Annotated in this window: 14 protein-coding genes; 13 read left to right on the top strand and 1 reads right to left on the bottom strand. The window is 39.4% G+C overall.

The genetic code is table 11. The features are described 5' to 3' along the window. The first annotated feature begins 290 nt into the window (after positions 1 to 290). Positions 291 to 626 carry a hypothetical protein gene (locus M595_RS20520; RefSeq protein WP_009783543.1) on the top strand — a complete coding sequence of 112 codons (336 nt, stop codon included), beginning with the start codon at positions 291 to 293 and terminating at the stop codon, positions 624 to 626. 518 nt (positions 627 to 1,144) lie between these two features. Here the strand turns inward: M595_RS20520 and M595_RS33040 are convergent. After that, positions 1,145 to 1,249 (bottom strand): IS1 family transposase, encoded by a 105-nt coding sequence (locus M595_RS33040; RefSeq protein ID WP_083492855.1) that lies wholly within the window; start codon positions 1,247 to 1,249, stop codon positions 1,145 to 1,147. Between M595_RS33040 and M595_RS33035 the strand changes: the two genes are divergently transcribed. The 12 genes from M595_RS33035 (at position 1,224) to coaBC (ending at position 14,198) form a co-directional block, all read left to right on the top strand. Then, entirely contained in the window at positions 1,224 to 1,418 is a 195-nt protein-coding gene (locus M595_RS33035) for a transposase family protein (RefSeq protein WP_152983602.1), read from the top strand. The genes M595_RS33040 and M595_RS33035 overlap by 26 nt on opposite strands. Before the next feature lie 299 nt (positions 1,419 to 1,717). Continuing rightward, positions 1,718 to 3,964: an ATP-binding protein gene (locus M595_RS20515; RefSeq protein WP_023068326.1), complete on the top strand. Its 2,247-nt coding sequence runs from the start codon at positions 1,718 to 1,720 to the stop codon at positions 3,962 to 3,964. A gap of 15 nt (positions 3,965 to 3,979) precedes the next feature. Further along, a complete protein-coding gene (locus M595_RS20510) occupies positions 3,980 to 4,447 on the top strand; it encodes a response regulator (protein ID WP_023068354.1) in 468 nt (155 codons plus the stop codon). An 80-nt stretch (positions 4,448 to 4,527) separates the two neighbouring features. Next, entirely contained in the window at positions 4,528 to 7,161 is a 2,634-nt protein-coding gene (locus M595_RS20505) for a response regulator (RefSeq protein WP_052001823.1), read from the top strand. A 57-nt stretch (positions 7,162 to 7,218) separates the two neighbouring features. Continuing rightward, positions 7,219 to 8,289, top strand: coding sequence for a hybrid sensor histidine kinase/response regulator (locus M595_RS20500; protein WP_023068352.1), 1,071 nt, complete (start codon positions 7,219 to 7,221; stop codon positions 8,287 to 8,289). Between the two features lie 118 nt (positions 8,290 to 8,407). Continuing rightward, positions 8,408 to 10,210, top strand: a complete 1,803-nt coding sequence (locus M595_RS20495; RefSeq protein WP_023068335.1) for a sodium:solute symporter family protein — start codon at positions 8,408 to 8,410, stop codon at positions 10,208 to 10,210. A 77-nt stretch (positions 10,211 to 10,287) separates the two neighbouring features. Then, the gene (locus M595_RS20490; protein WP_040484419.1) at positions 10,288 to 10,467 is read left to right on the top strand and encodes a DUF8624 family small hydrophobic protein; all 180 of its coding nucleotides are present in this window, start codon (positions 10,288 to 10,290) and stop codon (positions 10,465 to 10,467) included. Further along, entirely contained in the window at positions 10,460 to 10,975 is a 516-nt protein-coding gene (locus tag M595_RS20485; RefSeq protein WP_023068344.1) for a GNAT family N-acetyltransferase, read from the top strand. The genes M595_RS20490 and M595_RS20485 overlap by 8 nt, the downstream gene beginning before the upstream one ends. A gap of 60 nt (positions 10,976 to 11,035) precedes the next feature. Then, a complete protein-coding gene (locus M595_RS20480; RefSeq protein ID WP_023068337.1) occupies positions 11,036 to 11,779 on the top strand; it encodes a HEAT repeat domain-containing protein in 744 nt (247 codons plus the stop codon). A gap of 79 nt (positions 11,780 to 11,858) precedes the next feature. Continuing rightward, on the top strand, positions 11,859 to 12,479 hold the full coding sequence (locus M595_RS20475) for an alpha/beta hydrolase (RefSeq protein WP_023068329.1): 621 nt from the start codon (positions 11,859 to 11,861) through the stop codon (positions 12,477 to 12,479). An 87-nt stretch (positions 12,480 to 12,566) separates the two neighbouring features. Continuing rightward, entirely contained in the window at positions 12,567 to 12,779 is a 213-nt protein-coding gene (isiD, locus tag M595_RS20470) for a protein IsiD (protein WP_023068345.1), read from the top strand. Between the two features lie 156 nt (positions 12,780 to 12,935). Next, positions 12,936 to 14,198, top strand: a complete 1,263-nt coding sequence (gene coaBC / locus M595_RS20465; protein WP_023068342.1) for a bifunctional phosphopantothenoylcysteine decarboxylase/phosphopantothenate--cysteine ligase CoaBC — start codon at positions 12,936 to 12,938, stop codon at positions 14,196 to 14,198. The last annotated feature ends 26 nt before the right edge of the window (positions 14,199 to 14,224 follow it).

Below are 14,224 nucleotides of genomic sequence, written 5' to 3'. Positions count from 1 at the left end.
GGAAACACGAAGTTGGTTTATTGAAAATAAAAATAAATTGTGGATGTTAGAAGAAGCATTTCCGGCACTTGATGAAGACTAAATATTAACCTCACGTCACGACGACTCGATTTGATTTCACCCAACCCAGACGGCCCAATGGGTCGTCTAAACTTTATAATTAATTATGAAACATTTAAAGAAATTTATGAGATAATAGAAATGAACCTTGACTTTAGTTTTAAAATGTATTATATATGTAATATAATACAGATAGTCGTTCCATATGCTGATCTGAGGCAAGTTAAACAGTGAGCAATTTCTCACAGAAGGTCAACCCAAAACCCAATCTTCTCTATCAACGACTAGAGGAGGCTCTCCAACAGGGGAATGAAGTGCAGGTCGTATCATCTTGTGGCAGATTTTTTGGTATTCCCTCTGCTCTTGATGAAGATTTTTTGGAACTCGTTAATCTGTATATTCCCTCTGAAGAAGAAGGTTGGGAAGATGAGCCATACGAACGCACAGTTTGGTTGATTAAAATTTCTGAGATTGTTGCAGTTGCTTATCCAATTCAATCGTTATCAAAAGCTCAATTAGAGTCATTGATTAACCCCAGTCAAACAGTCTTTGAATCCGAAGATTAATCAAGCCATTCAATGAGGTGGTTTCCCAAGACTTCAAACACGATAACCCGGAATTTATCTCGGGGATAGAATGAATTTTAATTCATCACGTTAACTGATTTCAAGGGATTTCCACCTCAACTCTTGGTAGTAATGTATAGTAATGCTCTAAGTTCGTAAACTAGCATTATAGTGATGAACAAAATACCAAACTGTACCGATGTGATTGTCGATGGATTTTGAGGATGATAAAGTTTTATGTACCGATCTGGGAAATTATTTGACGTCAAGTGTTATTGAATCTCGCGGAATGCGCCGTCAGGCAAGCTCTTGAATTTAATTAAAGAGAACCTGACGGTTCAATATAACTTGTATAACCAGTGTCTTTGCCAACTGAACGGTGGCGTTTACGCGAGTTTTACTTGTTTGGGAAGCTCCCCAAAAATCAGTGTAACAAATACACATTGACGGTACACAGGCCGAAGCGATCACCACAATTGCTTTGCTGATAGGCAGGAGCGAGATCGTCAATATATACTCTAATAAGACGCTCGTGTAGTCGCGTCAATTGCAAGCCAAATCCATTGTTTTTTGGCTTTCGATCTTACATAAGACCACATTTCATCTTTTCTTGAAAAAATCATCTGCTTGGGGGATCAAGGATATCAAGGGATTCAAAAACTTCATAAATCAAGTCAAACTCCTCATAAAAAGCAAAAAAAAGAACTCTCCCAAAAACACAAAAAAGAAAATCGGGATTTAGTTTATATTAGAATTGTCGTTGAACATATGTATCGTTTTTTTTATTTTTAAGATTCTATCAGAAAGATACCGGAGAAGAATATATAAAAATCAGTGCTGAATTAGTATGGCATTCAGAATCAAGAATATTGGGCTGCATCGTCTGTTTGAATTCGTTGAACAACTAGAATCTCTCTTGCATAAACTTTTAAATGAAGGAGATTTCATTATTAAAGAGGAGAGAAAGTTAAAAAATAAAAGTAATGCAATAAATGCAGTTTAAATGCACAACAACTTATGATGTATAATATAATGACAATATCAAAACTTTGATCAATCAGACTTAAATTTAAAAACAGAGGGCAATAGCTGTGAATGAAACGGTTACAGCGACAAATGTTGATTTAACCAATTGCGATCGCGAACAGATCGAGATTCCGGGTTCAATTCAGCCTCACGGGATTCTCTTAAGTCTCCAGGAACCCGATCTGAAAATTGTCCAACTCAGTCGGAATGTAGAAAACTTGCTTGGTTTTTTACCCGATGAGCTATTAGGAAAACCTCTAGATTATCTATTAAACTCCGAACAGATAGAAGCCGTTCGTCAAGGTTTATCTGGAAACTTTGAATCTCTCAACCCCATCCCACTCTCCGTTCAATCTCGGCCTCAAGCTCAACTTTTTGACGGTATTGTACATTATTATCAGGGTCTAGTTATCTTAGAACTTGAACCTCCAAGTCATCAAGACGACGAAGGATTTCCCTACTTCTATAGGCTCACAAAACGGACGATTACTCTATTTCAACAAGCCCAAACTCTGCCAGAACTCTGTTCTATCATTGTCGGGGAAATTCGTCAGCTTACCGGGTTTGATCGGGTGATGATCTATAAGTTTAATGAGGATGATTCTGGTCACGTGATTGCCGAGGATAAATTAGAAGAATTAGAACCCTATTTGGGGCTGCATTATCCCGCCACCGATATTCCTTTACCCGCTCGCAAACTTTATAAATTAAACTATTTGCGACTCATTCCCGATGTCAATTATCAATCTGTGGCGTTGATTCCTGAAAACAATCCCCTGACTCAAAAGCCTTTAGATTTGAGTTTTTCTGTGCTGCGAAGTGTTTCTCCCATTCATATGGAATATTTAAAAAATATGGGGGTGAAAGCGGCGATGTCTATTTCTCTGCTAAAAGAGAACAAATTATGGGGATTGGTCGCTTGTCATCACGAGTCATCTGCTAAGTATGTTCCTTATGAAATCCGCACAGCTTGCGAATTTTTAGGACAAGTGATGTCTTTGCAAATTATAAGCAAGGAGCAAAATGACAATTTAGATTATAAGATCTATCTGAAAAATATTCAATCTCAAATCACTTCGTCACTATCAAGTTCAGATGATTTGTTGAATGTGCTGCTAAATCTAGAAGATAAATTACTGCAATTGGTTAATGCGACGGGAGTTGCTATTTATCTAGAAGGCGACCTAAAATGTAGAGGTCAGACTCCCAATGAAGACGAAATTAAAAATTTAATTGATCGGATAAAACTTCAGATCCACGGCAGTATTTACCACACAGATTCTTTACCTAAAGTTTATCCTTCGGCTTTAAATTTTAAAGATCGGGCAAGTGGATTGTTAGTTTTAGAGATTACTAAACTTCAAGCCAATTATATTCTATGGTTTCGTCCAGAAGTGATTCAAAGCGTTAACTGGGCGGGAAATCCTGATAAACCGACGCAAATTGAAGCGGATGGTAGTTTAACGGTATTTCCTCGAAAATCCTTTAATAAATGGCAAGAAACAGTCAGACTAAAATCATTACCGTGGCAAGATTGTGAAATCGAAAATGCTCAAGAATTAAAAAGTTCAATTATTAATTTTGTTTTGCGGCGTGCGTCCGAACTTTTTGAATTGAATTCACAACTCACTCGCAGTAATGATGAACTTGATTCTTTTGCTTACATTGCCTCTCACGATCTCAAAGAACCGTTGCGAGGCATTCACAACTACTCAACATTTTTGCTGGAAGATTATGAAAATATTTTAGATGATGAAGGTCGTCAAAAACTTCAAACCTTGATTAAATTGACCCAACGTATGGAAGATTTAATTAATACTTTGCTACACTTTTCCCGCTTAGGCCGCCAAGAACTCAATCGTCAGCCGATTGACTTGAATTTATTAGTGAAGAATGTCAGTGAAGTTTTAAGGATTAGTCAACCTAATGAATTAATTGAAATTAATATTCCTCACTCTTTACCTGTGATTTCGGGCGATCACATTTTGGTTGAAGAAGTTTTTACAAATTTAATTAGTAATGCAGTTAAATATAATCATAACTCTCCCAAGCTGATCGAGATTGGTTGTTTAAAAACTCCAGAACATCCTTGTACTTTTTATATTCGTGATAATGGAATTGGAATTCGAGAAAAACATCTCGATGCTATTTTTAAAATTTTCAAGCGTTTGCATGGTCGAGATCGTTATGGTGGAGGAACAGGAGCGGGCTTAACAATAGTTAAAAAAATTATTGACCGTCATGGAGGTAAAATATGGATAGAATCTCAATATAGAGAAGGAAGCACTTTTTACTTTACTCTCAATAGCTAGGAGTAATTCAATTCAATGAAAAACCCTCGGCCTAAATCCTCACCTGTTCCTTATCTACTCATTGTAGAAGATAATGATGAAGACTTTGAAGTTTTTATGCGTTTGATGAAAACTTCCAACTTTTCTTATCCAATTTATCGCTTTATCGATGGAGATGATATTCTTGATTTCCTTTTTTATCAAGGAGAATACGCAGACAGACAAGAGACAGCAACTCCCGCCCTCATTATTGTGGACTTAAATCTACCGGGGACGGATGGGCGAGAAGTGATCGCTAAAATCAAAGAAGATCCAAACTTGAAAATAATTCCGGTTGTTGCTTTTACAACGTCTTCTAACCATAAAGATATTAAAGCTTGCTATCAAAATGGAGTCAACAGCTACATTCAAAAACCGCTGGGAATTTCATCTTATAAAAAAATTATTGAAAATTTTAGTTTCTATTGGTTTAACTCGGTTATTCTTCCTGACTATGAAGAATAGATCTAAAGAGTCGCTTGGTAAAGTTAGCAAAACCTAATTTTTTTTACTCTCAAAATAGATAGAATTTTAGCCTGAAAATTATGATCAAAGTATCAAATCAGCGAATCATTTTGATTATTGAAGATTCTCTCACAGACCAAGAAATGTATTGTCGTTATCTGAGTAAAGATTCACGATACAACTATGAGGTTATCAGCGTAGAAACAGGAGAAGAAGGACTGGAAAGTCTTCAAACAATAAAGCCTGATCTCGTTCTCATGGATTTTCTTCTACCCGATATAGATGGACTAGAACTGATTGAAATTTTAAGAGAAGAAATAAGTTTAGAAATTCCGGTGATCATGCTGACGGGTCAAGGAGATGTACAACTTGCTGTACAAGCGATGAAAAGTGGTTTTCAAGATTATTTAGTCAAAGGAAATATTACGGCTGAAAGTCTACTTAAAACGATTGATAGTGTTTTTGAACGAGTTAAACTCCTTCAGCAAATTGAACGCAGCCAACAACAACGTCGGTTAGTCTCAAGTATCGCCCTGCGGATTCGTCAATCTTTAAATTTAGACGAAATTTTACAAGTATCAGTCAATGAAGTGCGTTCTTTTCTAAATTGTGATCGGGTTGTTGTTTATCAGTTTAAATCCAGTCAAGAGGGTCAAGTTGTTGCTGAATCTGTTGGCGAAGGATGGCCAACGACGATTAAGACTTCATCTCAAGAAATGAGCTGTAATATCGGGGAAAATCGTAATCATACTTGGGAAAAACACCATGCTAATCATAATATTTATCAGGTTGGATATAGCGATTGTCATATCCAAATGTTAGAACGTTTTAAAATTAAAGCTAATCTAATTTTTCCGATTACTCTCAGTGGAAATGGAAATGAAGGGATTAACCCCCGAAAAATAGAACATTCAAAAGTTTGGGGATTATTAATTGCTCATCAATGTGACGATTTTCGCCAGTGGAAACAGAATGAAATTGAACTTCTAGAGGAACTTTCCGTTCAAATTGTTCTTGGTATTCAACAAGCTCAACTTTATCAAAACTTAAGACAGCTCAATCAGAAGTTAGAAGAACAAGTTCAGAAACGAACTGCTAAACTCAAAGAAAGTGAGCAAAAGTTTAGAGCGATTTTTAACAACACCTTTCAACTGACCGGATTATTAACTATTGATGGTATGATCCTAGAGTTGAATCAAACGGCTTTAGATTGGGAAAATGTTAGTCGTGAAGCCGTGATCAATCGTCCGTTTTGGGAAATTCAAACGTGTAAAAGGGCTTCGGATCGGACTCAAGAAAAAATTCGCAAATTTATTGTTCAAGCGGCTCAAGGAGAATTTATCCGCGATGAAATTGAGACATTTGATCTTCAAGGAAATGCAATAACCCTTGACTTTTTGCTCCGTCCCCTGCGAGATGAAGCCGGAAAAGTAATCTTTTTAATCGTAGAAGCGAGAGATATTACTCAGCGAAAACAAGCCGAAGAAATCCTTAGAAAAACTAATATTCAACTTGAACGAACAACTCGCTTAAAAGATGAATTTCTGGCGAATATGAGCCATGAGTTGCGAACTCCTTTAAATGCAATTATCGGTTTGTCTGAAGCGTTAGAGGAGGGAGTTTTTGAACCGCTCAAGTCTAAACAATCTCATCCGATCTCAACAATTAGACGGAGTGGAAACCATTTGTTAGAACTGATTACTGATATTCTTGATCTTTCCAAAATAGAAGCAGGAAAATTAGAGTTAAATCTCACAGGGGTGAATCTTGAAGCCCTGTGCAACTCTAGCTTTGACTTGATTCAACCTCAAGCTTTTAAGAAAAATATTAAACTTAGCTTGCAAATTACTCAGAAGATAACTAATATTAAAGTAGATGAACGTCACTTACGTCAAGTTTTAGTGAACTTACTGAGTAATGCCGTGAAATTTACACCAAACCAAGGTAAAGTCAGTTTAATTGTCGAGCCTAACTTGATGGAATCTATGATTTATTTTAAAGTAATTGATACAGGGATTGGTATTGCTCCTGAATATCAGGACAAACTCTTTAAACCTTTTGTTCAAATTGATAGTAGTTTATCAAAAAGTTATCCGGGTACTGGATTGGGTTTGGCATTGGTAAAACGCATCGTAGAAATGCACCAAGGTCAAGTTAGTCTTCAGAGTCAATTAGGTCAAGGAAGTCAATTTATGATTACCCTCCCTTTAGTAAATAATGATAAATATTACTCTAAAAATATAGTTGATTCTGTTGAATATTGTGCAGATAAAACCCAAGATAATCACTCTGAAAAATCAAATAATAACCTCTCAAATATTGGTGATATAAATCAACTCGAAGAAACTCAAGCCTTAATTTTAATTATTGATAACAATGAAGCGAATGTTGATACTATTCAAGACTATTTTGAGTTTAAAGGATATCAGTTAATCGTTGCTAAAGATAGTTTAGAGGCGGTTACACTCGCCAAAAAACAAAAACCTAAATTGGTTTTAATCGATATCAAAACATCCCAAATCAATGAACTAGAAGTCATTTGTAAAATCAAAGCTGATTCCGAAATGGCTAAAATTAAAATTTTAGCTTTAACTGCTTTCAAACGAGATGAAGATCGAGAACACTGTTTAAAAGCTGGAGCGAATGATTGTCTAGTAAAACCTTTTGGTTTAAAAAACTTATCCGATAAAATAGAACAGCTATTAGGTGAATAAGCTAACAACATTTAAGTTTTGTTTTCACTTATATTTATACTTATATTAATCAAAAAAATGAGATCTAAAAAAATCTTAGTTGTAGACGACAAACCGAGTAACTTTGAAGTTATTGAAGCCTTCTTGCTTCCAGAAAATTATCAATTAAACTATGCAAATAGCGGTAAAAAGGCTTTAAACCGGATAGAACGATTACAGCCTGATGTGATTTTATTAGATGTAATGATGCCAGAGTTAGATGGGATTGCAGTTTGTAAACAAATTAAATCTGATCCCAATTTTTGTCATATTCCAATTGTAATGGTGACGGCTCTTAATTCTAAACAAGATCTCGCGCGGTGTCTACAGGCGGGCGCTGATGACTTTATTGGTAAACCTGTCAATAAGGAGGAACTGCGGGCGAGAGTTCGTTCTATGCTGCGAATTAAACAACAATACGATACCCTCAATTCGACACTGAAACTGCGAGAGGAAATGTCAGCAATGATTGTTCATGACTTGCGAAGTCCTATTATGAACATTCTGCTTTTAGGAGATCTTTTGACTCGCGCTAATATTCCAGAAAAACACTATAAAAAGATCGAACAAATTCTCATATCTGGAGAGCGGTTACAAGATTTAATTGATGATATTTTAGTAATCTCAAAGCTAGAACAGGGGTTTTTTCAAATGAATCTAAATTCTGTTGATTTAACAGTAATCATTCAAAGTGCGATTAGAGCCTTTGAAGTGATCGCCAGGCAGAAAAATATTGAATTTAAAACAGAATACCCCAATGTTGAACGTTATTTACTCCTAGATATCAACTTATTTCAACGAGTTATTGATAATCTACTTTCAAATGCGATTAAATTTTCACCCCAACCGAGTTTGATTATTATTACCCTAGATTACCCTGAAGATCCATCAGTTCAAGCGATAATTCAAGTTAAAGATCAAGGTTGGGGAGTTGACGAAAAATTGCGAGAAAGTATCTTTGAAAAATTTGAGATCGGAACCGAAATGTCCCAGATCAAACAAATTGGTTTGGGTTTAGCCTTTTGTAAAATGATTGTAGAAGCCCATCAAGGTAAAATTTTTGTGGAAGATAATCAACCGAAAGGCGCAATATTTACCATAGAAATTTAGAGTTTTTTTCGACTTGAGTCGGTTTTCGTCGAGCAAGACTTTTACAAAAGAGGCATTCAGAGGTAGACTGGAAACCTTAGATTTACTATAATTTTTCCCTGTTTTCCTCTCCAAACTCATGCAACTGATTGACTGGTTAATTGTTTTACTATACCTAATCCTGACGATGGCGATGGGGTTGTATTTGTCTCGTCAAGGTTCCAAAAGTCTTGCTGATTTCTTCGTTTCTGGGCGATCGCTTCCTTGGTGGTTAGCAGGAATTAGTATGGCAGCAACAACATTTTCGATTGATACTCCTCTCTATATTACCGGAGTGGTTGCTAATCGAGGAATTGCCGGAAATTGGGAATGGTGGACGTTTGGGATCTCTCATATTATCATGGTCTACGTTTTTGCGCGAATGTGGCGACGTTCAGAGGTTCTCACCGATGCCGAATTAACCGAATTGCGTTATGGGGGCAAAATGGGTGCTGTTTTAAGGGGAGTAAAAGCGTTTATTTTTGCCGTTCCGATGAATTGTATTGCCATTGGTTACGCTATGTTAGCAATGGTAAAAGTGGTAGAGGCGTTGAATATTTGGCAAGCATTAGGAATTGAAGCAACGGAAGGCAATCTCAAACTTTTGAGTGTGATTGGGGTTAGTATTTTTGTTTTATTTTATGCGGGATTAGCTGGATTGTGGGGAGTTGTTGCGACTGACTTTTTTCAGTTTTTTCTGGCTTTATTTGGGGCGATAATTGTTGCTTATTTTGCTTTAAATAGTGTGGGCGGAATTGGAGAATTAGTAGCGAAAGTTCCTCTAGCTTCTCCTGACAAAGATATTTTATCTATACTTCCGGTTTCTCTGGGTGGGGAAAATGGATTGATTAGCTTTAGCAAAACAGCCGGAATTACAGCCAGCACCTTTTTTGCCTATATTTTTATTCAATGGTGGTCTTGGCGAAGAAGTGATGGGGGCGGTGAATTTGTCCAACGATTTGCAGCCGCAAAAACCGAATCTGAAGCGGAAAAAGCGGCTTGGACGTTTAATATTATGCACTATGTCATTAGAACTTGGCCGTGGATTTTGGTGGCGTTGGCTTCGATAGTTCTTTATCCAGATTTAGAAGATAAAGAGTTAGGTTATCCCCGATTAATGCTGGATTTTTTGCCTCCGGGAATTTTAGGATTAGTTGTCGCTTCTTTGTTGGCGGCGTTTATGAGTACAGTTTCTACTTCGATTAATTGGGGGGCTTCTTTTATTACTAATGATCTTTATTTACGTTTTATTAAACCTGATGCGTCTCAAACTCAATTGGTTTTTATCGGGCGATTGTCTTCGGTTTTAGTGACTATTTTAGGGGCGGGTGCTGCATTTTTAGCAACGGATGTAGCGACGGTTTTTCGGTTAGTCATTGCTATTGGTACGGGTTCGGGATTGATTTTGATTTTGCGCTGGTTTTGGTGGCGAATTAATGCAGCAGCCGAGTTAACTGCCATTGTCGCTAGCTTTTTTGTGGGGATGATCACGAGCGTAGTTCCACTTTTTAAGATCGAAGATTTTGGCTTGCGGATTATGTTTATTACCGCTTGTGTGACGGTTTTGTGGGTGACGGTTTTGCTGTTGACTTCATCCGAATCTGAAGAAACTTTAGAAGCATTTTATCGCCAGGTTCGACCGGGTGGGCCAGGATGGACAAAACAACGCCTGAAAACGGGTTTACCTCCGGATCAAGATTTGGGGTTAGATGTACAAAAGGCGATCGCAGCGATTGTATTATTGTTAGGGACGCTGTTAAGTGCGGGTGGATTTTTACTATTGCAAGAAACCCTCGGTTGGGTTTGTCTGGTTTTAGCCGTTGGGGGCGGAGTAGTCTTGCGTCAATTGAGTAAAACTCGAATCTTACCCACACCCAGGCCAGGACTCGATGATCACGATTGAGAGGATTATCAGTAGAAAACTACACCCAAAATATATTACAATTGTCAAAGCATTCTCCGGCTGAACTTGAAAATCCTATGGCTATTTTTCGTCAATATATTGCGCCTTTGTTGGCGGTTTTGATCTTTTTATTGGCTTTGGTTGCAGTCAGCGCCCGCATCTTTTTACCGGGTGATTTAGCGGCACCTGCACCCGTCAGTGAAATGAGTCCGATGGGAGAACAAGCTCAAGTTTTCCTCAATACGATTCGTGTCTGATCGGTTCATTCCCGGTTATCGATTGCGTTCGGGTTCTCGTTTGGATCGGGCGTTGCTGTTGAAGTTTATGACTCGCACTTATCGAGAACTCTATCCGGAGCGCAACTTTAACCATTTAGCCGATACCATTGAGCAGTATTTTAGCGCCCAAACGCCTCTGTGGTGGGTGGAAGTTATCGCCGATCAAAAGTCCTCAGAAACACCCGTTTATTCCTCTCCATTACGAACGCTTTCGCCGATTGCTTGTTTGTGGATGGGAAATGCTATTGATCAGGTACAGGGTGAACGGATTGCTCATATTTTTCTGGTGTATGTTCATCGGCAACATCGTCGTCGGGGAATTGGTTCAGCTTTAATGGTTCAAGCCGAAAACTGGGCGAAACAACGAGGAGATCAACAAATGAGCTTACAAGTTTTCTCCCATAATCAACCCGCACTGAATCTTTATCAGAAATTGGGTTATCAAACTCAGTCCATTTCGATGCTGAAGTCCCTGGCTGATCAATAAAGTGTAAGAAATTTGCGATCGCGTGGCTCAGATGTGACCGTCGTGCTGTAAATTAATGATATGGAGGATGAGAAGCTTAGTGTAATTCATAGCCCAGAAGCCTGGGAAAGTCCCCTGGATCACATGGAGGAATCAGAAATTCCCAAGCCCGATCCAGAGGAAATGTTGCCGTTGCTCAAATCACCGGAATCGCAACGCCGGATGATTGCAGCGAGGGCATTTTGTGAGATTCAAGATGAACGGGCAGTTCTGCCGTTGATTAATTTATTGACAGAGGCTTGTCCGTTAATTCGGGTGAGTGCAGCTTATGCTTTAGGACGAAACCCTAGCCCCGATGCAGTCGAAGCGTTAATTGAGCAACTCGAACAAGATTGGAATGGTTATGTTCGTAAAGGCGTCGTTTGGGCCTTGGGAAATTGTCGAGATCAGCGGGCCTTAACTCCATTGGTTGATGCGTTGAAAACCGATATTCCCGCAGTACGGTTGTGGGCCGCCAGTTCTCTCGGTCAAATGGCAAAAGTCGGGTATGATGTGGTTGTTCGCGCGGTTCCGCCTGTGATTGAAAGCCTAATACATGATCAAGTCGCCGCCGTTCGCAGTAATTGTGCTTGGGCATTAGGTCAGTTGTGTCGAGAAATGCCTTCCAATGCAGTGTATGCCGGAGCAATTGATGCCTTAATTGAAGCCTTAGAAGAAGACAAGGATGTGGGGGTGCGAGAGGATGCCAAATCGTCGTTATTACGAGTCGGTGATCCGCGGGGGTTACAGATTATTGAGGAGTTACAACGGGATGGTTTATTATAACCTCTGACTGGGGGTTTTTGCTAATTTCGCTAAAACCATGAACAATGAACCGTGAACTTCTCAAGTGCAATAAATATTCATGGACTTAAACACCATTACGATTTCCGCAGAAACAGACAGTCCCGAAGGTTTAATCGTGTTTCTGCATGGTTGGGGTGCCAATGCTGAGGATTTAGCTTCATTAACGCCGTTGCTGAGACTCCCCCAATATCAGTTTATCTTCCCCGATGGCCCCTTTCCCCATCCCCAAGTTCCGTTAGGACGGGCGTGGTATAGTCTAGAAACCTCTGAATACAAAGGAATCGATGAAAGTCGCCAAGCCCTAAAAGACTGGTTAGCTTCGGTGGAAACTTCTACAGGGATTCCTCCCAGTCGAACAATTTTAGGCGGTTTTTCTCAGGGAGGGGCGATGACAATGGATGTGGGACGAAAATTGGGCTTGGCGGGGTTAATTGTGTTGAGTGGCTATCTGCACTTTTCTCCTGAACCTCAAGAGGATGCTTTACCTCCGATGTTAATTGTACATGGTCGCCTAGATCGAGTTGTGCCGTTGAGTGCGGCTCTAAGAGCGAGAGATAGTTTTCAGGAACTTGGAGCAAATATACAGTATCACGAATTCGATATGGCACACGAAATTCGTCCGGAAGTTTTAAGTTTAATACGAAGTTTTGTTGTGGAGGTGATGTCGAAATCCAGTTAAAACCTTACACTATAAATAGGGAGTCAGATGTGAGATTTATCCACACAAAGGCTCAAAGCAAATGCGACTTAACGGAGGTAGCTACAGATGGAAACGTTGACTCGATCCTCATCGCAAATCTCTACACTGACTGTAGAAGATGTGGCAGAATTAGCTACACGTTTGGAAATCGATGACTATAGCAATCCGTTTGAGGGTCTTAACGATTGGCATTTGCTCCGAGCGATCGCATTTCAGCGTCCAGAGTTAGCTGAACCTTATCTGTATTTGCTCGATATCGAGACTTACGACGAGGCTTAATCGTTCATCGGTGAGTTGAGATGAATAATTTGGGGGTTCACAGCATGGGCTGTACCCCTATTTTAATTTTATTTTAATTTTCATTCCGAGTGATAACAAGGGTTTAAAGGTAAACTGATTTCTATATTTTCACCCTTTTTATTTGGAAGATAGAAGATGAAACAAATTTTACCTTCTCCTTTTCAAAGAAAAATCTTAATTGCGATTAGTGGGGGAATTGCGGCTTATAAAATTTGTGAGGTGATCTCAACTTTAGCGAAAGCTGGAGCGGAAGTCAGAGCCATTTTAACCGACTCAGCACAACAGTTTATTACGCCTTTAACGATCGCGACGCTTTGCCGTCATCACGCTTACACCGATGCCGATTTTTGGCAACCCACTCACGGGCGTCCACTGCATATTCAGTTAGGAGAATGGGCGGAATTAGTGGTCATTGCTCCAATAACTGCCAATACTTTAGCGAAAATTGCGACCGGAATGGCGGATAATTTATTAACCAATACTATTCTGGCTTCGAGTTGTCCGGTGTTGTTGGTTCCCGCGATGAACCGTCAGATGTGGCAACAAAATATTGTTCAGCAAAATTGGCAGAATGTTTTGAGTCACGAGCGCTTTCACGGTATGGCGACTGTTGCCGGAATTCTGGCTTGTGATCTTCCCCTCAAAGAAAGGGAGGATTGGCAAGTCGGTTCAGGGCGGATGGCGGAACCCAAACAAATTCTAGCTCATATCGAGTCATTACTGCATACGGGCGGAAAACGGGATTTAGTCGGAAAGCGGGTGTTAGTCAGTGCGGGAGGCACCCGAGAACATCTTGATCCGGTGCGGTTTATTGGCAATCCTTCAACGGGTAAAATGGGGCTGGCTGTTGCTCAAGCAGCGATCCATCGAGGGGCGACGGTAATGTTCGTACACGCACCGATAAAGACAGAGTTGCTGACACTGTTGCCGGATGAGGTGGAAGGGGTGAGTGTTACCTCTGCCGAACAAATGCGTCAGGCGATGTTAGAACGGTTCTCGCAAGCCGATATTACGGTGATGGTGGCGGCTGTGGGAGATGTTCAACCTGCCCAATACTACGATTACAAGCTGTCTAAAGGGGATTTACCTACAGCTATCCCATTAAAGCAATGTGCTGATATTTTAGCAGAATTGGGTAAAATAAAGCAACCCCCTCAATTTTTAGTCGGATTTGCAGCACAAACAGGGGAGATTTTAACGCCTGCTTTGCAGAAATTAGAAGCAAAGAATTTGGATATTATTGTTGCGAATCCTGTGGATCAAGTTAATGCGGGGTTTGGGAGTGATACGAATACCGCTACATTAATGAATAAAAGGGGAAAACAGGTTGATTTTGTCGGATGTAGTAAGTTAAAACTCGCCCATCATTTGTTTGATTTTATCGAGATTGACAATTAAATAATTATAGAAAAAAGAAGGACTAA

The sequence above is a fragment of the Lyngbya aestuarii BL J genome, from assembly GCF_000478195.2.
Lineage (GTDB): Bacteria > Cyanobacteriota > Cyanobacteriia > Cyanobacteriales > Microcoleaceae > Capilliphycus > Capilliphycus aestuarii.
Note: the sequence above shows the minus strand (reverse complement) of the source record. Positions and strands in the feature narration are given on the sequence as shown.